The sequence below is a fragment of the Sphingobium sp. B7D2B genome (assembly GCF_025961895.1).
In the GTDB taxonomy this organism is placed as follows: domain Bacteria; phylum Pseudomonadota; class Alphaproteobacteria; order Sphingomonadales; family Sphingomonadaceae; genus Sphingobium.
This window is the reverse complement of record NZ_JAOQOM010000001.1, coordinates 1,684,257-1,706,068: the sequence shown is the minus strand read 5'-3', so window position 1 is coordinate 1,706,068 and position 21,812 is coordinate 1,684,257. Positions and strand designations below refer to the sequence as shown.

Here is a 21,812-nt window from a genome sequence, read left to right as displayed (position 1 = left end):
TCCCGTCTCCAATGGCCCACTTCTCGTCGATGATTCGCACTATCCCCCGCCGCACTCGGATCATCGCGATGATCGCGGCCGCGCTGCTGGTTCTGCTGCTGGCCCTGCTGGTTCTGGCTGCCACCTTCCCCGCTTCCTGGTTCAAGGAGGCCGCCGAGCGGCGCCTGTCCGACCAGATCGGCACGAAAGCCACCATCGGATCGATGACGCGGGAAAGCGCATTTTCGTTCAGCCCCGTGATTCAGGTGCGGGATATCCGTGTGCCCCAGCCGGCCTGGGCCGGCGAAGGCGATCTGGCGCGGATCGAGGCGTTGCGGTTGCGTCTGCCCGTGATCGGACTGCTGCTCGGGCGCGGCGGGCCGCAGTTGCTCTCCGCCCGTGGCGTGCGGCTGACGCTGGTGCGCGACGAGAATCGCCGCAAGAGCTGGGACGCGCTCGGCAACAACTCCAACAAGGACGACCAGGGCAGCTCGGAAACGCCTTTGGTCCGCGTCGATGATGCCGTGATCGATTATCGCGATGCGTTCCAGAGACGGCAGTTCAAGGTCAACCTGTCGGTCGATCCGCAGCAGGGCCTGCGCGGCAGCGGCACCGGCACCGTCGAAGGGGAACCGGTCACATTGCGGCTCACCGGCGCGCCGATGCGCGCCGGGCAAAGCTGGCCCTTTGATGCGCGCATCATGGGTGACGCCCTCACCATGCACGCGCGCGGCACGATGGCCGGACCGATGCGCACGGACGACATGACGTTCAAGGTCTCCACCCGTGCCAGCACGCTCAAACTGGTGGACCGGATCATCGAGGCCGGGCTGTTCGGCACGCAGCCGGTTGATATCGCTGCCAATGTCCAACGGCGCGAGGGCGTGTGGAGCGTGGCCGATCTGGGCGGCACCGTCGGCCGTAGCCGGTTCACGGGCGCGCTCACGGTTCGCAAGGTGGATGGCCGCACCAAGCTGGATGGCGAGGCGCGCTTCAGCCAGCTGGATTTCGAGGATCTGGCCGACGACAAGGGCAATGCGCAGGCAGTCGCGCTGGAGCGGGCGCAGGGCCAGCGGCTGGTGCCCAACACGCGGATCAATATCCGCAAGATCGACAAGACGGACGGGCGCATATCGGTGCGCGTCGACCGGATTTTGGGCGGGCGGCGCCCCTCCTCCCTCACCAATGCCAGCGCGGTGCTGAATCTCGACAACCGCATCCTCACCGTCGATCCGCTGCGCATCGGCTTGACGCAGGGCGTGATGACCGGGCGGGCCGTGGTCAATCAGCGGGATGGCCAGCCCAAGCCGACGGTCACGCTGGCGCTCGACATGCGCAACAGCAGCATCGCGGCGCTGGCGGGCGGGGACGGCAACAGCGAGGGCGACGTGCAGGGCCGCGTCGACGCCCGCGCGCGCCTGACCGGCGTGGGCGACACGATCCGCGAGGCTGTCGGGCAATCGAACGGAACCGTAGGCGCGGTCACCCGCGGCGGATCGATGCCGGCGCGGTTGGCCGGCCTGCTCGGCTTTGACATCGGCAAGGGCCTGTTTGCGGATGAGGACAGGCGGGAAGCGCTGCGCTGCGGCGTGGTCCAGCTCGATATGCGAGGCGGACGCGGCGTGGTGCGCACCTTGGTCGTCGACACGCCGGTCAGCCAGTCACGTGGCACCGGCACAGTCAGCTTCCCCGCCGAACGTCTCGAACTGACCCTCAAGGGCCTCGCCAAGAACGAACATGCGCTGCAGCTTCCCGGCAATGCCCATCTGCGCGGCACATTGCGCAATCCCAATCTGGTCGTGCCGGAAAACACGCGCTCGGTCGGCAATATCCTGAAGGCAGTCGGTCGAGCGATCGGTGGTCGCGCGGAAACCGCACCGGATGCCAATTGCGCGGCGCTAATCGCTCGGGCGGTGGGACAATAGCGGCCTGTGTCATTTCGGGACAATTGCGCTGGCAGATGATTATAGATGGTTAATCTTTTGTTGACCAAAATATCCATTCGGTAACTAATCCCCATGGTTCAAGTGGGGAGAACATCGATGCATTTCAAATCACTTACACTGTCGGCGGCAATTTTGTTCGCCAGTGCCACACCGGCTGTTGCCGCTGTTGTGGACGTCTACCCGACCGACACGAATTGGCAGAATTTGCCGGGCGAAGCCAGGTTGGGCGCGACGGCTGCAATTACCGATACGGCGCCCCGTTCGGGCAACGGCTCGCTGGAACTGATCGGTGATCGGCTGCGATTTGCTACGGGAGAAATCTATCCCGGCGCAGCAACGACGTCCATTGCGTCCCTCGCCGACGTCACGGCCCTCACCTTCGACTGGAGCATCGCGGTCGACTCGCTGAGCAACTACAGTGCGGACTACACGCCAGCGCTCCGCCTCCACATCTGGGACGCAGGCGCGAACAACGGCGCTGGCGCCCGCAAGGAGCTGATCTGGGAAGGCGCCTATAACGATACCTATGGCAACACCGTGAAGGGCGAGTGGTACAGCACGTCGGCGACCGACAAATTCTACATTTCCGGAGGAAGCGAGCTTGCCGGCAAGTCCATTGCGGACTGGGCATCGGAGCTGGCGCAGGGGTCGTTCGTTGCGGGCATCAGTGTCGGTGCCGGCAGCGGCGTCGGCACCGGCTATCATGCCTATGCCGACAATGTCACGTTGAGCACGACCAGCGGCAGCACGACCTACAATTTCGAACTGCCGGCTCCCGTTCCGGAGCCTGCGACATGGGCCATGCTGATCGTCGGCTTTGCGATGATCGGCGCCGGAATGCGCCGTCGGACCCCAGGCGTCCAGTTCGCCTGACCGCGCAATCACGTTACTAAAGGGGCGGGCCTCCAGCTGGAGGCCCGCCCCTTTATCATATAAGGCCGGAGCCCAGACGCGCGCGTCACTCTGGCGCAGCTCAGCCGCCCAGCTTGTCAATCTTGGCATTGAGCGCGGCGAGTTGTGCCTTGAGCTCGGACACTTCATCGGCAGAGTCGCCAGCCTTCGCGGGTGCGGCAGGTGCAGCGGGCTTGAAGGCGTTCGCTGCGGCGTTGAGCATTTCCATGTTGCGCTTGGCGATCTCGGCAAAGGGTCCGCCGGCGAATGCGCCCTGCATGGCTTCCTGGAATTGCTGCTGGTTCTTGCGGAATGCTTCCATGCTCGCCTCAAGATACTGCGGCACCATGGACTGCATCGAGTCGCCGTAGAGCGAAATGAGCTGGCGCAGGAAGCTGACCGGCAGCATATTCTCGCCGCGCTGTTCTTCTTCCATGATGATCTGAGTGAGCACATTGTGCGTGATGTCTTCGCCGGACTTGGCATCGACCACCACGAAATCGCGCCCTTCGCGCGTCATCTGCGAGAGCAATTCAAGTGTGATATAGCTGGAGGTTTCCGTGTCATAGAGACGCCGATTGGCGTACTTCTTGATGACAATGGTCCCTGATTCGCCACCTGATTTCGATCGTGCCATAGATGATGCTCCACCCTCCGTTGGGCGCAACATAGCATCGTTTCTTTCTGCACCGCAACATGGGCCGCGTCCGCTGCCGCTGTTTCTTTCCATATTGTGGCAAGTTACGGCACAAGATGCCCAATTACGGCGCAAGGCATTGACGGGATTGCGCCGTTTTCAGACAGCATCGCGACCTGCGCCGAGTGACCTGCCGGAAATTGCTGCGCAAAATGGCCGCGCGGCTTTGCTCACGCGAAACGGCAATGCACAACGCAGCATGAGGGGCCCCGGCGGAGACCGGGCGCCGGTCATCCTCATCCCGTCGCTGATCAACCCGCCCCACGTCCTCGACCTCTCCGAACAACGCTCGTTGCTGCGCTATCTTGGACAGCAAGGCCATAATGCCCTGCTGCTGGACTGGGGGACGCCGGATGAAGGCGAGCGCGACGTCGATCTGGCCGATCATGTCGAGCGCCTGCTGCTACCCCTGTTGCAGCAACTGGATCGCCCGCCCCTGCTCGTCGGCTATTGCCTGGGCGGGACGCTCGCCATTGGCGCGGCGGCGCGGCTGCACGCGCTGGGCAAGCCGGTCGCCGCCGTCGCGACCATCGCCGCGCCCTGGGACTTCTCGGCCTATGACGCCCCCTTTCAGTCCCAGCTTGCGGAAATCTGGGCCAAGGCTAAGCCCGGTTGCGAGGCGCTGGGGCTTGTTCCCATGGAAGTGTTCCAGACCGGCTTCTGGTCGCTCGATCCCGATCGCACCATTCGCAAATATGCCGCCTTCGGCGAGATGGAGGCTGGCAGCCCGGCCTTCGAGGCCTTCATCGCGCTGGAGGACTGGGCCAATGAAGGCGCGCCACTCACGCTGGCGAGCGGACGAGACCTTGCCGAGCGGTGCTATGGCGCCAATATGACGGCGAGCGGCCAATGGTCCATCCATGGCACCGTCGCGGACCCGAAAGCGCTGGATTGTCCGACGCTCGCAATCGCCTCGACCACGGACCGGATCGTGCCCGCCTCCGCCGTGCCACCTGCGGCGGAACGGATCGACCTTGCGCTCGGCCATGTCGGCATGATGATCGGCAGCCGTGCGGAAGCGCAACTTTGGAGAGGATTGAGCGACTGGCTTTCGCGCTGTGGCGGGTGATGCTAGAGGCCCGGCACGAGAGAGCAACCTGCGCCCCTGGCGCCGCAATCGAGGGACTTGCCAATCCATGACCGATATCGTCATCACCGCCGCCAAGCGCACGCCGGTCGGCAGCTTTCTGGGCAGCTTCGCCAACACCCCCGCCCATGAACTCGGTCGCGTTGCCATCGTCGCGGCACTAGAGCAGGCCGGCGTTTCCCCCGATGAGGTGAACGAGCTGATCTTCGGCCAGGTGCTCACCACGGCGCAGGGCCAGAACCCGGCACGGCAGGCAGCGGTGAACGCCGGCATCCCGATCGACCGCACAGCGATCACCATCAATCAGGTCTGCGGCTCGGGCCTGCGCGCCGTCGCGCTCGCCGCGCAGGCGATCCGCTGCGGCGATGCCAGCATCATGGTGGCCGGCGGACAGGAGAATATGTCGCTCTCGCCCCACGCCCAGATGATGCGCGCGGGCACCAAGATGGGGTCGATCACGCTGATCGACACCATGGTGAACGATGGCCTGACCGATGCCTTCAACGGCTACCACATGGGCATCACGGCGGAGAATCTTGCCGAAAAGTACGGCATCACCCGCGAAGAGCAGGACGCCTTCGCGGCGGGGAGCCAGAACAAGGCGGAAGCCGCCCGCGCGGCCGGGCGCTTTGTCGATGAGATCGCGCCTGTCACGGTCAAGGGCCGCAAGGGTGACACCATCGTCGATGCCGACGAGTATATCCGCGCCGGCGCCACCGTCGAGGCGATGGCGGGACTGCGCGCTGCGTTCAAGAAGGACGGCACGGTCACCGCCGGCAATGCCAGCGGCGTGAACGATGGTGCCGCGGCGCTGGTGCTGATGACCGCCGAAGAGGCCGCCCGTCGCGGCGCGCCGGTGCTGGCGCGCATCGCCAGCTGGGCGACCTGCGGTGTCGATCCCTCGATCATGGGCATCGGCCCGGCCCCGGCCAGCCGCATCGCGCTGGACAAGGCCGGCTGGTCGCTCGCCGACCTCGATCTGATCGAGGCGAACGAAGCCTTCGCGGCGCAAGCCCTCTCGGTCGGCAAGGAGCTTGGCTGGAACCCGGACATCGTGAACGTGAATGGCGGCGCGATCGCGCTTGGCCACCCCATCGGCGCCTCGGGCGCGCGGGTGCTCACCACGCTGCTCTACGAACTCGCCCGCCGCGACGGCAAGAAGGGGCTCGCAACGCTCTGCATCGGCGGTGGCATGGGCATCGCCATGTGCGTCGAGCGCTAAGCCACACATATCCTCATCACCGACCCTCATCACAGGCGCCAGCTCTTGCACGGGCTGGCGCCTTTTTGATGGCCACGGCGCCTGACTGAAGATTGCTCTGACAGACCGTCAGCCCCGCGCCCCGACGGCTATAAATCGGCAGCGAAAGCCGAAAATTCGGCGCTTTCGGGTTGTCCTCATGCCGCATTGTCTGGATAAGGTGAGCACACCTTTTGAGGATCGCCAGATCCTGATCGCCATCCGATCGTCCATCACCTGTCTACGCACCACGGGAGCTGCGGATTTTTGTTGCTGATACTCGCCTTGCTGCCATTTGTTGGCGCGTTGCTGTTGGCGATACTCAGCGGCACCAGCCGAAACCTTCAGGCGTGGATTGCTGCCGGCACGACCGGCGCGGCGCTCGCGATCCTCATCGCGCTCACCCCGGCCGCGCTCGCCGGGCAGACGCCTGCGATGCAAATCGACTGGGTGCCGGCTCTCGGGCTCTCCCTCGGCTTCTTCCTCGATCCGTTGGGCGCGATGTTCGCGGGGCTGATCCTCGGCATCGGCCTGCTCATCATCGTCTACGCCCGTTTCTATTTGGCAGCGGAAGACCCGATGGGGCGCTTTCTGGCCTTTCTGCTGCTGTTCCAGGGCGCCATGCTGGGCATCGCCCTCTCCGACAATGTGCTGCTGCTGCTCGTCTTCTGGGAAATGACGAGCCTCTCCTCCTTCCTGCTGATTGGCTTCTGGCGCGATAGAGCCGAGGCCCGGCAGGGCGCCCGCATGGCGCTGGTGGTGACGGGCGGCGGCGGGCTCGCGCTCATCGCCGGGCTGTTGCTGCTGGGCAGCATTGCCGGCTCCACCGATATCCGCACCATCATGGCCAGCGGCGACCTCATTCAGGCCTCGCCGCTCTATCCGGTCGCGCTGGTCCTGATCCTGCTCGGCTGCTTCACCAAGTCCGCGCAATTCCCGTTCCACTTCTGGCTGCCGCACGCCATGGCCGCGCCCACGCCGGTCAGCGCCTATCTCCATTCCGCGACGATGGTGAAGGCCGGCATTTTCCTGATCGCGCGCCTATGGCCGGCGCTGGCGGGTACGGAACTGTGGTTCTATCTCGTTGCGACGACCGGCCTCGTCACCATGCTGATCGGCGCGGCCATCGCGCTGTTCAAGACCGACCTCAAGGCCATCCTCGCTTATTCGACCGTCAGCCATCTCGGGCTGCTGACCATGCTCTTCGGCTTTGGTACCGGCACGGCGGCGATGGTCGGCGTCTTCCACATCCTGAACCACGCCATCTTCAAGGCGGCGCTGTTCATGAATGCCGGCATTGTCGACCATGAGGCCGGCATGCGGGATATCCGTCGGCTGGGCGGCCTCGCGACGCTGATGCCGATCACCGCGACGCTGGGCATGATCGCTGCGGGATCGATGGCGGGCCTGCCCCCGTTCAACGGCTTCCTCTCCAAGGAAATGATGCTCGACGAGGCGGCGCATACCGCCTGGCTGGGGATGGGCTGGCTGGTGCCAGCCATCGCGGTGGTCGCCGCGACGCTCTCGGTCGCTTACGCGCTCCGCTACGCTTTCCATGTCTATCTGGGCCGCCAGCGGGATGACTATCCCCATGCGCCGCATGATCCGCCCTTCGGCCTTTGGGCGCCCTCTGGGCTGCTCGTCCTTCTGGTCATCCTTGTCGGCCTGTTCCCCGCCACGCTGACGACATGGCTTGTGCAACCGGTGGCCGATACCGTCACCGCAGGCACCGCCGGGACATTCGCGCCCGCCCTCTGGCATGGCGTGAATACCGCGCTGCTGATGAGCCTGTTTGCCGTGGCGGTCGGCGCGCTGATGCTCTGGCGGTTCGGCCTCGCCGAGCGCATCTGGCAAGCGCTCCCGCTGCCGGAAGCCAAGCGCCTGTTCGACAGCGGGATTGCGACGCTGGTGGACGCCGCCCGCGGCTTCATCCATGCCGTGCACAACGGTTCGCTGCAGCGGCAGCTTGCGCTGATCTTCGTGCTTGCCATTGCGCTGGCGATTGAGGGGGTGCTGGTCGGCGGCGGCAGCGGCACCGGTCCGCGCGCAACGCTGCCGGCCTCGCCGCTCGCTATCATCGGCTGGCTGCTGCTGGTCGGCGCGACGGTGGCGGTCGTCATCTCCCAGCGCGAGCGTTACCTCACGCTTGTCTTTATCAGCGTCATCGGCCTCATCGTCTCGCTGGGCTTTGTCTATCTCTCCGCGCCCGACCTGGCCCTGACGCAGATTTCCGTCGAGACGGTCACGATCCTGCTGCTGCTGCTGGCGCTCAACCTGCTGCCCAAGAAGCCTGCCCGCCTCTCCAGCAATGGACTGCGCCTGCGTGACGGCTTGCTCGGTCTGGTGGGCGGCACCGTGGCCGGGCTCGGGGCGTGGGCCGTGCTCACCCGCGAGCCGAACCAGCCCATCTCGACCTTCCACTGGGAGAACAGCTATTCGGGCGGGGGCGGTACCAATGTCGTGAACGTGACGCTGGTGGATTTCCGCGCCTTCGACACCTTCGGCGAGATCATCGTGCTCGGCATTGCCGCGCTGACCATCTTCGCCCTGCTGCAGCCCGCGACGCGCGGCGCGGCCGGCGCGCGGTTGCGGGCCTGGCTCCCGGACCTCATTCGCTCGCCCGAACGGCACCCGATGATGTTCGTCGTCGCCACGCGCCTCCTGCTGCCGCTTGCGATGATGGTCGGCATCTACATCTTCCTGCGCGGGCATAATCTGCCGGGCGGCGGTTTCATCGCCGGGCTCATCATCTCCATTGCCGTGCTGATGCAATATATGGCGTCGGGCTTCGAATGGGCCGAACAGCGCCGCAAGTTCGACGAGCATCTGATGATCGGCCTCGGGGTCATCATCGCCGCGCTCACGGGCATTGGCTCGCTCGTCTTCGGCGCGCCGTTGTTCACCAGTGCCTTTGGCTATGTCACCCTGCCCGTCATCGGCACCTTCGAGCTGGCGACCGCCATGCTGTTCGACATCGGCGTGGCGATGACCGTGATCGGCGCGGTCATGCTCGCGCTGGCCGAACTCAGCCACATCGCCCAGCGTGCCGACAAGGAAGATCACAGCGACGACGCGCCCATGGATGTCGACCCTGCGCGCAACCTGGAGGCCAAGGCATGATCAGCATGGAAATGCTCGTCGCCAGCGCCATTGGCATCCTCACGGCGGCCGGCATCTACCTGTGCCTGCGCGGGCGGACCTTCCCGGTGGTGCTCGGCCTTGCCATGCTGTCCTACGCCATCAACGTGTTTCTCTTCGCGATGGGGCGGCTGGTCGTGGACCGCCCGCCGATCTACGAGAAAGGCATCACGGATTATACGGACCCTCTGCCGCAGGCGCTGGTCCTCACCGCCATCGTCATCGCCTTTGGCATGACGGCGCTGGTGGTGGTCCTTTCCCTGCGCAGCTTCCTCGAGACGGGCACGGACCAGGTCGACGGCAAACCGGATGACGAGCCGGAGGACATCGTGCCATGACCGCGCTGATCGCCGCTCCCCTGCTATTGCCCGCGCTCATGGCCGCAGCCACGCTGATCTTCATGCGCCGCCACCGCTGGATTGGCGCGGCGATTTCCATTGCCGGCGCGACCGGCCTTCTGGCCCTCGCTGTGTATCTGCTGAGCGTCGCCAGCCGCGGCACGATCTCCGTCTACGCACTGGGTGACTGGGCCGCGCCCTTCGGCATCGTGCTGGTGCTGGATCGGCTCTCGGCGATGATGCTGCTGATTACCGCCCTGCTCGCCCTGCCCGTGCTGTGCCACGCGGTGCTGACCGGGCTGGACCGCAAGGGCTGGCATTTCCACCCGCTGTTCCAGTTCCAGTTGCTCGGCATCAACGGCGCGTTCCTGACAGGCGACCTGTTCAACCTCTTCGTCTTTTTCGAGGTCTTGCTGATCGCCTCCTACGGCCTGATGCTGCACGGCCAGGGCCCGGAGCGGCTGAAAGCCGGCGTGCAATATGTAATCGTCAACCTCATCGGCTCGACGCTGTTCCTTTTCGCGATCGGGCTGCTCTACGGCATCACCGGCACGCTCAACATGGCAGACATGGCCGCCCGCATCCCGGCCCTGCCGGCGGCCGATCAGGGCCTGCTGCGGGCCGGCGCGCATCTGCTGACGCTGGTCTTTGCGCTCAAGGCCGCGCTGCTGCCGCTGCAACTCTGGCTGCCGCGCACCTATGCCGGCACCGCCGCGCCCGTGGCGGCTTTGTTCGCAATCATGACCAAGGTCGGCGCTTATGCGATCATCCGCACATCCTCGCTGATCTTCGGCGATCAGGCCGGCGCGGCGGCGTGGGCGCCGGAGGTGTGGATGATGCCGGCCGCACTGGCGACGATGGTGATCGGTTTTGCGGGCCTGCTGGCAGCGCGCTCCCTACGCGATCTTGCCGCATTCGGGCTGCTCGGCTCCACCGCCACATTGCTGGTCGCCATTGCGGCGTTCGACCGCACGGTGCTGACGGCGGGGCTTTATTATCTGGCGCACACCACATTGGCTGCGGCCTTGCTCTTCCTCGTCGTCGATCTCATCCGGCTGCGGCGCGGTCGTTACGGCGACACGATCGTCCCCTCCCCACGCTTTGCCGGCATCGAGCCACTGTCCGCGCTCTACCTGCTGGCGGCCATGGCCCTCGCGGGCCTCCCGCCGCTTTCGGGCTTCATCGGCAAATTGCTGATCCTGCAGGCGACATTGCCGGATCCTTGGGTGGCATGGATCTGGGCAGTCATTCTCGGCACCACGCTCCTCGCCATTCTCGGCCTCGCCCGCGCCGGCAGCGCCATCTTCTGGAAGAGCGCCGCGCACCCCGACAATCCCCGGGAAGATGCCGCGACAGCAAAGCCCGATGCCCGTCTGGTCGAATTGCTACCCGCCTGCGCCTTGCTCGCAACGCTGGTCGTGCTCACCGTCGCGGCGGGGCCGGTCACGCGCTACATGGACGCAACGGCCCAGCAGCTTTTCGCGCCGACGCACACGATCGAGGCCGTTCTCGGCCCGGCAGCTGGAGGGTGAGGCAATGCTGACCAAGCTCTTCCCCCATCCCGGTCTGACGGTGATGCTGCTCATCGTCTGGATCCTGATCCAGAACAGCCTGACGGCCGGCGGCTTTCTCCTCGGCCTCCTCCTGGCGACCGTCATTCCGGTCTTTACCGCGCCATTCTGGCCCAATCGCCCGCGCCTGCGCTTCGGCTGGGCGATGCTCGATTATCTCGGGATCGTGCTCTACGATATTGTCGTGGCGAACTTCCATGTCGCCAAGCTCATCCTGTTCCGGCGCAACCGTGATCTGAATTCCCGCTGGATGACCATCCCGCTCGACCTGCATTCGGCAGAAGCCATCACCGTGCTGGCCGGCACCATCAGCCTCACGCCCGGCACCGTCTCTGCCGACGTGTCGGCGGACGGGCGCTATCTGCTCGTCCACACGCTCGACACGGGCGATGTCGCGCACGAGATTGCCCATATCAAGGCGCGCTATGAGGCCCGGCTGCAGAGGATTTTCCGATGATCGCGCTCGCGCTGACCTTCGCTTTCGCCTCCATTGCACTGGCCGTGCTGCTCAACCTCTACCGGCTGCTGCGCGGCCCGACGCGGTGCGACCGGATATTGGCGCTGGATACCATGGTCATCAACGCCATCGCGCTGATCGTGCTGTTCGGCATCTACGAAACCAGCACCACCTATTTCGAGGCGGCGCTGCTCCTCGCAATGGTCGGCTTCGTCGGCACGGTGGCTTACTGCAAGTTCCTCCTGCGCGGCGACATTGTGGAGTAGGCCATGGCAGTGATCGCAGAAATCCTGATCGCCGCTCTCATCGTCCTCGGTGGCGCCTTCGCGCTGATCGGCAGCTGGGGCCTTGCCCGGTTGCCCAGCCTGATGACGCGGCTGCATGGCCCGACCAAGGCAACCACCCTCGGCGTCGGAAGCTGCCTCGTCGCATCCATGATTTACTTTCCGTTCCGGGACGGGACCTGGTCCGCGCACGAACTGCTCATCACCCTGTTCCTGTTCATCACGGCGCCGGTGTCCGCCAACCTCATTGCCAAGGCGCATCTGCACCGGCAGCGGACCAATACCGACGTGGAGCCAATGGACGGTGTACGGGATGCCTTGCCTGAGCCGGGCGGCGACACCGAATGGGCGACGTTCGGCGTCGATCGGCCGGAGGGGCGCTGAGCTATGGGTTTCGCTGCATGAATCCGGACGACGAGACGCCCGGCGGCCTTCTCCACTGGCTGCGCGAGCGGCTGCATATCGTCATCGGCACGGGTGGCCTGATCGCCTGGCTGGTCATGCTGTGGCTGATGTTCGGCGACGTCCTTTGACTATCGATCCGGCGCGCCCCTAGCCCCGGGCGGCCAGTTGGTCTAGCATTAGGCCATGACAGGACTCTCACCGACCGAAATCGGGATCGTGGAGCATCTTAGGAGACGACAGGCGGACATGGCGGCGCAAGTCGTCGACTGGGCGCAGGTCAACTCAGGTAGCCGCAATCTCGCCGGGCTGGAGCAGATGCACCAGCATCTCGCGGCCCGACTGACGGAGATTGCCGATACGGTCGCAACCGTTGCGCCAGGGCCCGCTGAAACGCTGGATGAGGCAGGCCGCACCGTTGCGCTCGCTCATGGCGCCAATCTGCTCGCCCGCAAGCGTGTCGCCTGCGCCCGCCGCATGATCCTCACCGGGCATATGGATACGGTCTTCCCGCCCGATCACCCCTTCCAGACCTGCCGCCTGATCGATGACGACCGCCTCAACGGCCCCGGCACCGCCGATATGAAAGGCGGGCTCCTCGTGATGATCGAGGCGCTGGCTGCGCTGGAGGCGGCGAATGCCATTCCCGATTTCGGCTGGGATGTGGTGGTCAATGCCGATGAGGAAGTTTCCTCGTTGGGTTCGGCAGCCCTGCTGCGCGAGACGGCGCGGCGCTGCCAGACCGGCATGACCTTCGAGCCTTCCGTCACGGTGGATGGCACCCTGGCGAGCGCCCGGCGGGGCAGCGGCAATTTCACCGTCGCTGTGACTGGCCGATCCGCCCATGCTGGCCGCAATCCGCTGGATGGCCGCAATGCCGTGGTGGCCGCAGCCGATCTCGCGGTGCGGCTGGACGCACTTAAGCATGAGATCGAGGGGCTTTCCGTCAATGTCGCGCGCCTGTCCGGCGGCGGCGCCAACAATGTTGTGCCCGATCGGGCGCTGCTGAGCTGGAACATGCGGCCCGTGGACCTGGCCGGCCAGCAGGCCGCCGAGCAGGCCATCGCCCAGATCATTGCGCAGGTCAGTGCGGATCATGCCGTGACGATCGCGCTCGCAGGCAGCTTTGCGCGACCGCCCAAGCCCTTCGACGCGAAGCATCAGGCGCTGTTCGGACTGGTCCGGGAGACCGGCGCGGACCTGGGCCTCGCCATCGACTGGCAGTCCAGCGGCGGCGTTTGCGATGGCAACAACATCGCCGCCCAGAACGTTGCGGTGGTGGACACGATGGGCGTGCGCGGGGGTGCCATCCATACCGATGAGGAGTTCATGATTCTGAGTTCACTGAGCGAACGCGCCGCGCTTGCCGCCATCACCATGCTGCGGATCGCGCAAGGACGGCTCGACCACGTCCTCGGTTCCGCGCCGGATATGGCAGGGGTCGCCCATGACTGACGGCTCTTTCAACAACTGGTTCGTCCGCCCCGCGACGACCGCAGACATCGACGCTATCTACACGCTCGCCGGCCAGACCGGGCCGGGCTTCACCAATCTGCCCCATGATCGCGAGGCCCTGTTCGCACGCCTCGAACGATCCCAGCGCAGCTTTGAGGCGCAGTTGAGCCAGCCCGATGACGAGCTTTACATGTTCGCGCTGGAAGAAGGCGGCACCGGGCGGATCGGCGGGACGGCGCTCATCTTCTCCAGCGTCGGCACCAAGAAGCCCTTTTATTCCTATAAGCTCACCCGCCTCTCTCAGCACTCGCGCCAGCTGGACCGGATCGTGACGACGAGCGTGCTCAATCTGGTCAACGACTTTGCCGGCGCGAGCGAGGTCGGCGGCCTGTTTCTGGTGCCCGAACTGCGGCGCAGCGGGCTTGGCGTGCTACTCGCGCGCAGCCGCTATCTGTTCATGGCGATGCACCGCACCCGCTTCGGCCAGCAGGTGCTCACCGAATTGCGGGGCTGGCAGGAGCCCGAAGGCGTGTCGCCATTTTGGGAAGGGCTGACCCGGCGCTTCTTCGACCTGGAGTTTGCCGATGCCGACCGCTTTCACGCCCTCAACGGCAACCAGTTCATCGCCGATCTGATGCCCAAGCACCCGATCTACACCACCCTGCTGCCACCCGAGGCGCAGGCAGCTATCGGCAAGCCGCACGCCAGCGGCGCTGCAGCCATGAAGCTGCTCGCGGCAGAAGGCTTCCGCTATGATGGCTATGTCGACCTCTTCGACGCCGGGCCAACCATGCAGGCCGATGTCGATGATTTGCGGGCGGTGAAGGAAAGCCGCGAGGCGGCTGCATTCAGCGATGCACCTGCATCTCAGACCCCGGCCCGCCCGATGTTGCTGGCCGCCGGAGATTTGCTCGATTTTCGCGCCTGGCGCGCCGCCGGGCAGATTGATGCCGAAGCAGAGCGCCTGACCCTGCCAGCGGATGCGATGGCGCTCGGCAGGCTGAGCGAGGGCGCAACGGCCCGTTATCTGACGACCGACTGACCGAACAGACCAAAGACGAAACGAGCGGAAGAGCCATGACCGACCTGATTTCCACCGATCCGTGCACGGGAGACGTCGTCTGGCGGGGCGTTGCTGCGGATGCCGCTGCCGTCAATGCCGCCGTCGCGCTGGCCCGCGCCGCCCAACCGGGCTGGGAGCGCACGGCGCTGGAAGAGCGCATCGCCATCCTGCGCGCCTATGCCGCGGCGGTGAAGGCCCATGCCGATGAGGTCGCGCGGGTGATCTCGCGCGAGACGGGCAAGCCCTTCTGGGAAACCAGGACCGAGGCGGCCAGCGTCGCTGCCAAGGTGGAGATTTCCATCGCTGCGCAGGCGGAGCGGGCGGGCGAGACGCTGCGGGATGGAGACGGATTCGCGCTGGCGCTGCGTCACCGGCCCCATGGCGTGCTGGCGGTGCTCGGGCCTTATAATTTCCCGGCGCATCTGCCCAACGGGCACATCGTTCCGGCGCTGCTGGCGGGCAATGCGGTCGTCTTCAAGCCCAGCGAACTGACGCCTGCCACGGCGGAATTGATGGGCCAGCTTTGGCGGGAAGCTGGCCTGCCCGACGGCGTGCTGCAGATCGTGCAGGGCGGCGGCGAGACCGGCAAGGCAGTGGCCGCGCATCCGGGCACGGATGGCCTGCTGTTCACGGGCAGCTCGACCACCGGGAAGCTCCTCGCCCGCGCATTCGCCGACACGCCAGGCCGCATTCTCGCGCTGGAGATGGGCGGCAACAATCCGCTGCTCGCCTGGGAGATCGGCGAGGCCGACATGGACGCTGCCGTTGCGCTCATCGTCCAGTCCGGCTGGCTTTCCGCCGGGCAACGCTGCACCTGCGCGCGCCGACTGATCGTGCAGGACGAGATCGCGGATGCGCTCATCGAGCGGGTCGCGGCGACACTGGACAGGCTGATCGTCGGCGCGCCCTTTGACGATCCGCAGCCCTTCATGGGACCGGTGGTAGATAATCGCGCCGCCGATCTGGTCGAGGCGCGCGTCGCGGATCTGCTTGCGCTCGGCGGGCGCCCGATCCGTCCGCTGGTCCGACGAGATCCCGGCTTGCCCTTCCTCTCCCCGGCGCTGATCGACATGACCGGTATCGAGACTGCCCCTGACGAGGAAATTTTCGGCCCGGTGGTCCAGCTCTGGCACGAGACGCATTTCGACCGCGCCATCGCCCGCGCCAATGCGACGCGCTTTGGCCTCTCCGCCGCCATGCTGGGTGGAAGCCGGGCACAGTTCGAGCAGTTTCGCGCCGCCACCCGCGCCGGCGTCGTCAACTGGAACCGGCCCACCAACGGCGCCAGCTCCGCCATGCCCTTTGGCGGCATCGGCGACAGCGGCAACCTGCGCCCCAGCGCTTATTATGCGGCCGATTATTGCGCCTTCCCCGTAGCGGGCATGGAGGCCCCGGCGCTGGACGGTACGCTTTCCACCGGACTGCGCGCATGAGCACCGCGCCCGCCTTTCGCGAGGTCAATTTCGACGGCCTGATCGGCCCGACCCACAATTATGCGGGCCTCAGCCTCGGCAATCTGGCCGCCGCGCTCCACGCCGGCGAGCTCTCCCAGCCCCGCAAGGCAGCCCTGCAAGGCATCGCCAAGATGCGCACGCTGCACGGGCTGGGGCTGGGACAGGGCTTTTTCCTGCCCCATGATCGCCCGAACGCGGGCTGGTTGCGCCAATTCGGCTTCGATGGATCGGACGCGCAGGTTTGTGCCCGTGCCTGGACGGAAGAACCGCTGCTGTTCGCCCAAGCCGCCAGCGCATCCGCGATGTGGGCGGCCAATGCGGCGACCGTCTCCCCCGCCCCGGACACGGCGGACGGGCGGACGCACTTCACCGTCGCCAATCTCGCGACCATGGCGCACCGCAGCCATGAATGGCCCGAAACGCTGCGGCAGTTGCGGCACATCTTCGCGGATGAACGCTATTTCGCGGTCCATGATCCGGTCCCCGCCCGCTTCGGCGATGAGGGTGCCGCGAACTTCATGCGGCTGGCCTCCCCCGTGAACGGCCCCGGCGTCGAGGTCATGGTCTATGGCGAACCGGGCGGGCGCTTTCCTGCCCGCCAATCGGCCGAAGCCTGCCGCGCGATCTTCCGTCGGCACGGCATTGAGGACGGCCTGACCGTACAGCAATCCGCCGAGGCCCTCGCGGCCGGCGCGTTCCACAATGATGTCGTGGCCGTCGCGCACGAGAACATCCTTTTTGCGCATGAACAAGCCTTTGCGGACAAGGCGGCCTTCTATGCCGCGCTGGCGCAGCGCTGCCCGGATCTGATCATCCTGGAGGTGCCGGCCAGCGAAGTCTCGCTGGAAGCCGCCATCGCCTCCTATTTGTTCAATTCCCAACTGGTGACGCTGCCGGATCGTCAGCGAGCGCTGATTCTCCCGATGGAGTGCCGGGAAACCCCTGCCGTCAAAGTCTGGCTGGACAGCAATGTCGGCGCCAACGGCCCGATCCACGCCGCTCATTTCGTCGATGTGCGCGAATCCATGCACAATGGCGGAGGCCCTGCCTGCCTGCGCCTGCGCGTGCTGCTCTCGCGCGAGGCGGAACAGGCGGTTCACCCTGCCCATCTGCTCGACGAGCGCGGACTGGACCGCCTGGAGACGATCGTCGGCAATCACTGGCCCGAGCGCCTCGCCCCGTCCGATCTCGGCCTGCCCGACCTCTGGGCGCAGGGTCAGGCCGCGCGGACGGCCTTGCGCCATGCACTGGAGCAAGCCTTGCCATGACCCGCTTCGTCGACCCTGCCGACATTCGCCTCGCCTTTTCAGAGGCGATGTCCGCGATGTACCGGGCCGAGGTGCCGCTCTACGGCACGCTGCTGGAGATCGTCGCCACGAGCAATGCTCGCGTGCTGCGTGACAATCCCGCTTTGAACGGACGGCTCGCAGCGCAGGGCGAACTCGACCGGCTCAGCGCCGAGCGGCACGGCGCCATCCGGGTCGGCACGCCGCAAGAACTGCACCTGATGCAGCGGCTGTTCGCCGTGATGGGCATGGTGCCGGTCGGCTATTACGATCTCGGTGTGGCCGGGCTGCCGGTGCATTCGACAGCGTTTCGGCCGATCGACACGGCATCGCTGAACCGCTGCGCCTTCCGTATCTTCTGCTCGCTGCTCCGGCTTGAGCTGATCGAGGATGCAGCCTTGCGCGAGCAGGCCCAGGCGCTGCTCGCCCGACGCAGCATCGTCACAGATGGCGCGCTGGCGCTGATCGACCGCTCCGAGCGGGAGGGCGGTCTGGGTACCGAAGAGGCAGAAGCCTTCGTGCTGGAGGCGTTGGAAACCTTCCGCTGGCATGGCGAAGCGCTGGTGGACCATGCAACCTATGAAGCCTTCAGTCGCGCGCACCGGCTGATCGCCGACATTGTGTGCTTCCGCGGTCCGCACATCAATCACCTGACGCCCCGCGCGCTCGACATCGATGCGGTTCAGGCAGAGATGATCGCGTGCGGCATCAAGGCCAAGGCCGTGATCGAAGGCCCGCCGCGCCGGTCTGTCCCGATCCTGCTGCGTCAGACGAGTTTTCAGGCGCTGGAAGAGGCCATCCTGTTCCGCAATGCCGATGAGACCGTAGCCGGCGTCCACACCGCACGGTTCGGCGAGATCGAGCAACGCGGGATTGCGCTGACGCCACATGGCCGCGCGCTTTACGATGCGATCCTCGCGGAAGCCGAGCAGGCCCGCAGCCTGGGCGGCAAAGGCTATGAAGCGCGCCTGACGGAGATCTTCCAGCGCTTTCCCGACGATCTGGATACGATCCGCGAACAGGGGCTGGCCTATTTCACTTATGCGCCGACGCCCAAGGCCGCTATGCTTCCTGCGGGACGTCAGCTGCCATCCGGCGCGCCGAACGAGCTGATCACCGATGGCTGGCTGGAAGCGAGCCCGATCACCTATGAGGACTTCCTGCCGGTCAGTGCCGCCGGCATCTTTCGCTCCAATCTCGCCGATGCGGAAGCTGGACCCCACGCTGGCGCCTCATCGCAGGATGAGTTTGAGGCCGCGCTCGGCGTCCCGTGCCTCGACCCTTTCGGATTATATCTCGATCAGGAGCAGGCCTCGCTCGACATGCTGGGATAGCAGACCGGCGTTCACGCCGCAGCCGAACTCTCGCCGCTCAATGCCCGGGCGCGGACCATGAGACGGCTCACAATGGCCTGATAGAATGCCCGATCCTCGGCGCTCGCCTCACTCCAGAGGCTGGCATCCCGCACCGAGGCCTCGCGATGGAGCGCCTTGTACACCACGGCACCGGCCTCGGTCGGTTGCAGGACGATATCGCGGCGGCGGGTCGGCCTGAATCGCTCGATCAGCCCGCTCTCTTCCAGCGCCGAGACCGTCCGCCCGATCTGGCTCTTGTCCCGCCCCATCGCTTTGATCAGCTGCGCCATCGGCAGCGGCGCATACAGGCCGATGAGCGCGAGAACCTGACCCTGAAAGTTCGACAGGCCGTGCATCCGCTGGCAGGAGAGCATCGCGCTCCGCTTGAGATAGGCGACCAGTCCGACCAGCTTGGGCGCGATGAGGTCCGGCGGCGGCTCGATCTTCTTGCCCTCCGGTCCCACAGGCCATGAGGGCGTGCCGGCCCCGCCCGGTGCCGCACCAATGATCCCCGCCTCGACACTCAGGCAGCGCTCGTGATTGTAGATGCGGGCGGCCTTCTGCGCCAACTGGTCGGTGAGCAGGCCGAAGCGTTCGAGCTCGTCGCGCCCCAGACCGCTTACCAGCTGGCCGTCACGGGCGCGGACGATGGCGCGAATCTTTTCGAAGAGCACCCGCCCCGCCGGGGAGAGGGTCAGCTTGGCGCGCAGCTTTTCGCGCACGATCAGCCCGTCCCGCTCCAGCGGCTTGATCGCGCGACTGACCTGCGCCTTTTCGTAGCCGGCAAAACCGACGATGTCCTGAGAGGTCATGCCGCCGGAAAGGCCGAGCAGCAGCAGCAAATGGCGATGGATTTCCTTATAGCCCACCTCCGCCTCGAACAGCGGCAGGCCGCCCTCGCGGATCGCGCGCATGAGCAGCATGAGGCGCATCCCCAGAAGCCCGGCATCGAGCTGGGCGGGACCGATATCCGCCTCTTGCGTCACGATATTTTTGCTCCTCGCCCCTGGCATGCTGTCATCTGCATGATAAAGCCCATCGAACCCGATCAGGCAACCGGCGCGACGCTATCGTGTGAGTCTTGCGACATGGTTGTGATCGCGACGCGACAGGTCATCGACCGCTCAGGAGACACCATGCTCAGGATTTTCCGCTATATCGCCCTGGTGGAAGGCATCACGACCCTCGCGCTGTTCCTGATCGCGATGCCCCTCAAATATGGCTTCGACAATCCCGCGCTGATCCGTCCGGTCGGGATGACCCACGGCATCGCGTTCCTGCTCTACATCGGCGCGATGCTGTTCGTGCTGCCGGGCAAGGGCTTTGGAGTCATGGGCTGGCTTCGGACGACGCTGGCGGCGTTCTTCCCGTTCGGCACGTTCCTCAACGATCCCTATCTCAAGCGGCAAGAGGCCGCCCTCACCCAAGGACGCGCACACTCCGTCTAAGCCTGCGCGCCGAAGAGGCCGCGAAGATCAGGCCTTGAGGCGCTCGGCGTGCCAGCGGATATGCTCGGCCATGAAGGTCGAGATGAAATAATAGCTGTGGTCATAGCCGGGCTGCATGCGGATTGTCGCGGGCTGACTGGCCTTGGCACAGGCGGCTTCCAGCAGATGCGTGCGCAACTCCTGCTCGAGGAAATTGTCCGCACCGCCCTGGTCGACCAGCAGGTCGGGCAGTCGCGCACCGCCTTCGATCAGCGCGACAGCATCATGCTGCGCCCAGGCCGATGCATCGTCACCCAAATAGCCGCCGAGCGCCTTCTGGCCCCAGGGCACCTGGCTCGGCGCAACGATGGGCGCGAAGGCGGAGACGGACCGGAAGCGCTCGGGATTGCGCAAAGCGATGGTCAGCGCGCCATGGCCGCCCATGCTGTGTCCGGTGATACCCTGCCGCGCCATATCGACAGGGAAATTCGCGGCGATCAGCGCTGGCAGTTCCTGCTCGATATAGCTTTTCATGCGATAATGGGTCGCGAAGGGCGCCTGGGTCGCATCGACATAAAAGCCGGCGCCCAGCCCGAAATCATATTTGCCCTCCGCATCGTCGGGCACATCTTCGCCGCGCGGGCTGGTATCCGGCGCCACGAAGATGATCTTCTCCGCCGCGCAGGCCGCGCGATACTCGCCCTTCTCCATGACGTTCGCATGGGTGCAGGTGAGGCCGGAGAGGTAGAAGAGCACCGGCAAGGTTTCGCCCGGCTCATGCTCGGGGACGAAGACGGCGAATGTCATCGCCGTCCCCGTCTCCGAAGATGTGTGCCGGTAGACGCCCTGGACGCCGCCATAGGCCTTATTCGTCGAGAGCGTCTCCAGCGTCATCGATCAGGCGCCTTCAGGCAGCTGGCAGAAGACGCAGATCTTGTTGCCGGTCGGGTCGCGCAGATAGGCGCCATAGGCATTGCCCGGCGCCTGCGGGCGCTTGCCCGGCTCGCCTTCGCTGGTGCCGCCATTGGCTACACCGGCAGCATGGAACGCGTCGACCTGATCCTTATCGGCAGCGGCAAAGCCGATGGTGCCGCCATTGGCATGGGTGGCCGGCTCGCCGTTGATCGGCGAGATGATGCCGAAGGTGCCGCCATTGTGCGAGTAGAAAGCGCGATCGCCGATGTTGTGGCCGGCACCAGCGCCCAGTGCGCCGAGCACGGCGTCATAGAATTTCGCGCTCTGCGCGAGGTCCTTCGCGCCAACCATGATATGCGTAAACATTGTAACTCTCCTCTTGGTTACTCAAAATCCTGCGCGCGCCGGAGCATCACTGGGGTTCGTCCCAGGCCGCGCAAAGCTTGTTGCCATCCGGATCGCGCAGATATGCGACCCATATACCCCGCCCCGTGGCGGGCGAAATCCGGTTCTCCGGCTCTCCCTCGCACGCCTGGCCTCCATGCGCCAGGCCGGCTGCATGCCAGGCCTTCACCGCCTCCGGTGAGGGCGCCAGAAAGCCGACGGTCCCGCCATTGGCATGGGAGGCCGGTTGGCCATCGATGGGATGGTCAACGATGAACAAACCACCACCATCCCGATAGAGCAGCCGCCCCTTCGCATCGGCCTGCGCCGACGCGATGCCCATCGCCGCGAACGTCGCATCATAGAAGACGCGCGCGCGCTCGATGTCGTTGGTGCCGAGAACTAGATGCCTGAACATGGATGCCGCTCCTCAGCGCAACCGC

General features: G+C 65.7%; 22 protein-coding genes. 17 read left to right on the top strand and 5 right to left on the bottom strand.

All coding sequences use genetic code 11. The features are described from left to right. Window positions 1–29: 29 nt before the first annotated feature. On the top strand, window positions 30–1,904 hold the full coding sequence (locus M2341_RS07745; protein ID WP_264584834.1) for an AsmA family protein: 1,875 nt from the start codon (window positions 30–32) through the stop codon (window positions 1,902–1,904). A 117-nt stretch (window positions 1,905–2,021) separates the two neighbouring features. Further along, window positions 2,022–2,798 carry a PEPxxWA-CTERM sorting domain-containing protein gene (locus tag M2341_RS07740; RefSeq protein WP_264584833.1) on the top strand — a complete coding sequence of 259 codons (777 nt, stop codon included), beginning with the start codon at window positions 2,022–2,024 and terminating at the stop codon, window positions 2,796–2,798. 100 nt (window positions 2,799–2,898) lie between these two features. On the opposite strand, the gene phaR is transcribed toward M2341_RS07740, so the two are convergent. Beyond that, the gene (gene phaR, locus M2341_RS07735) at window positions 2,899–3,453 is read right to left on the bottom strand and encodes a polyhydroxyalkanoate synthesis repressor PhaR (RefSeq protein ID WP_181559362.1); all 555 of its coding nucleotides are present in this window, start codon (window positions 3,451–3,453) and stop codon (window positions 2,899–2,901) included. Between the two features lie 259 nt (window positions 3,454–3,712). Between phaR and M2341_RS07730 the strand changes: the two genes are divergently transcribed. The 14 genes from M2341_RS07730 (at window position 3,713) to M2341_RS07665 (ending at window position 18,622) form a co-directional block, all read left to right on the top strand. Further along, window positions 3,713–4,582, top strand: a complete 870-nt coding sequence (locus tag M2341_RS07730; RefSeq protein ID WP_319801043.1) for an alpha/beta fold hydrolase — start codon at window positions 3,713–3,715, stop codon at window positions 4,580–4,582. 67 nt (window positions 4,583–4,649) lie between these two features. Then, window positions 4,650–5,822, top strand: coding sequence for an acetyl-CoA C-acetyltransferase (locus M2341_RS07725; protein ID WP_181559361.1), 1,173 nt, complete (start codon window positions 4,650–4,652; stop codon window positions 5,820–5,822). Between the two features lie 285 nt (window positions 5,823–6,107). Next, complete coding sequence (locus tag M2341_RS07720) at window positions 6,108–8,960, top strand: monovalent cation/H+ antiporter subunit A (RefSeq protein ID WP_264584832.1); 2,853 nt, start codon at window positions 6,108–6,110, stop codon at window positions 8,958–8,960. A gap of 5 nt (window positions 8,961–8,965) precedes the next feature. After that, the gene (locus M2341_RS07715) at window positions 8,966–9,316 is read left to right on the top strand and encodes a Na+/H+ antiporter subunit C (RefSeq protein ID WP_181561385.1); all 351 of its coding nucleotides are present in this window, start codon (window positions 8,966–8,968) and stop codon (window positions 9,314–9,316) included. Beyond that, window positions 9,313–10,848, top strand: coding sequence for a monovalent cation/H+ antiporter subunit D (locus M2341_RS07710; RefSeq protein ID WP_264584831.1), 1,536 nt, complete (start codon window positions 9,313–9,315; stop codon window positions 10,846–10,848). Before M2341_RS07715 ends, M2341_RS07710 begins: the two co-directional genes overlap by 4 nt. Window positions 10,849–10,852: 4 nt before the next feature. Beyond that, complete coding sequence (locus M2341_RS07705; RefSeq protein ID WP_181559358.1) at window positions 10,853–11,344, top strand: Na+/H+ antiporter subunit E; 492 nt, start codon at window positions 10,853–10,855, stop codon at window positions 11,342–11,344. Beyond that, the gene (locus M2341_RS07700; RefSeq protein ID WP_181559357.1) at window positions 11,341–11,610 is read left to right on the top strand and encodes a K+/H+ antiporter subunit F; all 270 of its coding nucleotides are present in this window, start codon (window positions 11,341–11,343) and stop codon (window positions 11,608–11,610) included. Before M2341_RS07705 ends, M2341_RS07700 begins: the two co-directional genes overlap by 4 nt. Before the next feature lie 3 nt (window positions 11,611–11,613). Beyond that, window positions 11,614–12,012, top strand: a complete 399-nt coding sequence (locus M2341_RS07695; RefSeq protein ID WP_264584830.1) for a Na+/H+ antiporter subunit G — start codon at window positions 11,614–11,616, stop codon at window positions 12,010–12,012. Window positions 12,013–12,029: 17 nt separating this feature from the next. Next, complete coding sequence (locus M2341_RS07690) at window positions 12,030–12,161, top strand: hypothetical protein (RefSeq protein WP_264576023.1); 132 nt, start codon at window positions 12,030–12,032, stop codon at window positions 12,159–12,161. A 55-nt stretch (window positions 12,162–12,216) separates the two neighbouring features. Then, entirely contained in the window at window positions 12,217–13,485 is a 1,269-nt protein-coding gene (locus M2341_RS07685; RefSeq protein ID WP_264584829.1) for a hydrolase, read from the top strand. Next, the gene (locus tag M2341_RS07680) at window positions 13,478–14,527 is read left to right on the top strand and encodes an arginine N-succinyltransferase (protein WP_264584828.1); all 1,050 of its coding nucleotides are present in this window, start codon (window positions 13,478–13,480) and stop codon (window positions 14,525–14,527) included. The genes M2341_RS07685 and M2341_RS07680 overlap by 8 nt, the downstream gene beginning before the upstream one ends. Before the next feature lie 35 nt (window positions 14,528–14,562). Next, window positions 14,563–15,981: a succinylglutamate-semialdehyde dehydrogenase gene (astD, locus tag M2341_RS07675; protein WP_264584827.1), complete on the top strand. Its 1,419-nt coding sequence runs from the start codon at window positions 14,563–14,565 to the stop codon at window positions 15,979–15,981. After that, on the top strand, window positions 15,978–17,270 hold the full coding sequence (locus M2341_RS07670) for an N-succinylarginine dihydrolase (RefSeq protein ID WP_264584826.1): 1,293 nt from the start codon (window positions 15,978–15,980) through the stop codon (window positions 17,268–17,270). Before astD ends, M2341_RS07670 begins: the two co-directional genes overlap by 4 nt. After that, entirely contained in the window at window positions 17,267–18,622 is a 1,356-nt protein-coding gene (locus tag M2341_RS07665) for a VOC family protein (protein ID WP_264584825.1), read from the top strand. Before M2341_RS07670 ends, M2341_RS07665 begins: the two co-directional genes overlap by 4 nt. A gap of 11 nt (window positions 18,623–18,633) precedes the next feature. On the opposite strand, the gene M2341_RS07660 is transcribed toward M2341_RS07665, so the two are convergent. Continuing rightward, on the bottom strand, window positions 18,634–19,629 hold the full coding sequence (locus tag M2341_RS07660; RefSeq protein WP_264584824.1) for a MarR family transcriptional regulator: 996 nt from the start codon (window positions 19,627–19,629) through the stop codon (window positions 18,634–18,636). A 150-nt stretch (window positions 19,630–19,779) separates the two neighbouring features. Here M2341_RS07660 and M2341_RS07655 point away from each other — a divergent pair, with 150 nt between their 5' ends. Next, window positions 19,780–20,091 carry a DUF3817 domain-containing protein gene (locus M2341_RS07655; RefSeq protein WP_264584823.1) on the top strand — a complete coding sequence of 104 codons (312 nt, stop codon included), beginning with the start codon at window positions 19,780–19,782 and terminating at the stop codon, window positions 20,089–20,091. A gap of 27 nt (window positions 20,092–20,118) precedes the next feature. On the opposite strand, the gene fghA is transcribed toward M2341_RS07655, so the two are convergent. From fghA to M2341_RS07640, 3 genes are read right to left on the bottom strand one after another with little or no spacing between them, the layout of a single operon-like run. Further along, window positions 20,119–20,964, bottom strand: coding sequence for an S-formylglutathione hydrolase (fghA, locus tag M2341_RS07650; RefSeq protein ID WP_264570029.1), 846 nt, complete (start codon window positions 20,962–20,964; stop codon window positions 20,119–20,121). 3 nt (window positions 20,965–20,967) lie between these two features. Continuing rightward, entirely contained in the window at window positions 20,968–21,351 is a 384-nt protein-coding gene (locus M2341_RS07645) for a VOC family protein (RefSeq protein WP_181559349.1), read from the bottom strand. A gap of 46 nt (window positions 21,352–21,397) precedes the next feature. Further along, the gene (locus M2341_RS07640) at window positions 21,398–21,787 is read right to left on the bottom strand and encodes a VOC family protein (RefSeq protein WP_264584822.1); all 390 of its coding nucleotides are present in this window, start codon (window positions 21,785–21,787) and stop codon (window positions 21,398–21,400) included. Window positions 21,788–21,812 lie beyond the last annotated feature (25 nt).

Excerpts from the sequence above, each read along its gene's own strand:
- M2341_RS07695 (WP_264584830.1), top strand. The coding sequence starts at position 11,614 with ATGGCAGTGATCGCAGAAATCCTGATCGCCGCTCTCATCGTCCTCGGT.
- M2341_RS07710 (WP_264584831.1), top strand. The coding sequence starts at position 9,313 with ATGACCGCGCTGATCGCCGCTCCCCTGCTATTGCCCGCGCTCATGGCC.
- M2341_RS07740 (WP_264584833.1), top strand. The coding sequence starts at position 2,022 with ATGCATTTCAAATCACTTACACTGTCGGCGGCAATTTTGTTCGCCAGT.
- astD (WP_264584827.1), top strand. The coding sequence starts at position 14,563 with ATGACCGACCTGATTTCCACCGATCCGTGCACGGGAGACGTCGTCTGG.
- M2341_RS07680 (WP_264584828.1), top strand. The coding sequence starts at position 13,478 with ATGACTGACGGCTCTTTCAACAACTGGTTCGTCCGCCCCGCGACGACC.
- M2341_RS07670 (WP_264584826.1), top strand. The coding sequence starts at position 15,978 with ATGAGCACCGCGCCCGCCTTTCGCGAGGTCAATTTCGACGGCCTGATC.
- M2341_RS07705 (WP_181559358.1), top strand. The coding sequence starts at position 10,853 with ATGCTGACCAAGCTCTTCCCCCATCCCGGTCTGACGGTGATGCTGCTC.
- M2341_RS07725 (WP_181559361.1), top strand. The coding sequence starts at position 4,650 with ATGACCGATATCGTCATCACCGCCGCCAAGCGCACGCCGGTCGGCAGC.
- M2341_RS07730 (WP_319801043.1), top strand. The coding sequence starts at position 3,713 with ATGAGGGGCCCCGGCGGAGACCGGGCGCCGGTCATCCTCATCCCGTCG.
- M2341_RS07715 (WP_181561385.1), top strand. The coding sequence starts at position 8,966 with ATGGAAATGCTCGTCGCCAGCGCCATTGGCATCCTCACGGCGGCCGGC.
- M2341_RS07685 (WP_264584829.1), top strand. The coding sequence starts at position 12,217 with ATGACAGGACTCTCACCGACCGAAATCGGGATCGTGGAGCATCTTAGG.
- M2341_RS07640 (WP_264584822.1), bottom strand. The coding sequence starts at position 21,787 with ATGTTCAGGCATCTAGTTCTCGGCACCAACGACATCGAGCGCGCGCGC.
- fghA (WP_264570029.1), bottom strand. The coding sequence starts at position 20,964 with ATGACGCTGGAGACGCTCTCGACGAATAAGGCCTATGGCGGCGTCCAG.
- M2341_RS07665 (WP_264584825.1), top strand. The coding sequence starts at position 17,267 with ATGACCCGCTTCGTCGACCCTGCCGACATTCGCCTCGCCTTTTCAGAG.
- M2341_RS07690 (WP_264576023.1), top strand. The coding sequence starts at position 12,030 with ATGAATCCGGACGACGAGACGCCCGGCGGCCTTCTCCACTGGCTGCGC.
- M2341_RS07645 (WP_181559349.1), bottom strand. The coding sequence starts at position 21,351 with ATGTTTACGCATATCATGGTTGGCGCGAAGGACCTCGCGCAGAGCGCG.
- phaR (WP_181559362.1), bottom strand. The coding sequence starts at position 3,453 with ATGGCACGATCGAAATCAGGTGGCGAATCAGGGACCATTGTCATCAAG.
- M2341_RS07655 (WP_264584823.1), top strand. The coding sequence starts at position 19,780 with ATGCTCAGGATTTTCCGCTATATCGCCCTGGTGGAAGGCATCACGACC.
- M2341_RS07700 (WP_181559357.1), top strand. The coding sequence starts at position 11,341 with ATGATCGCGCTCGCGCTGACCTTCGCTTTCGCCTCCATTGCACTGGCC.
- M2341_RS07745 (WP_264584834.1), top strand. The coding sequence starts at position 30 with ATGATTCGCACTATCCCCCGCCGCACTCGGATCATCGCGATGATCGCG.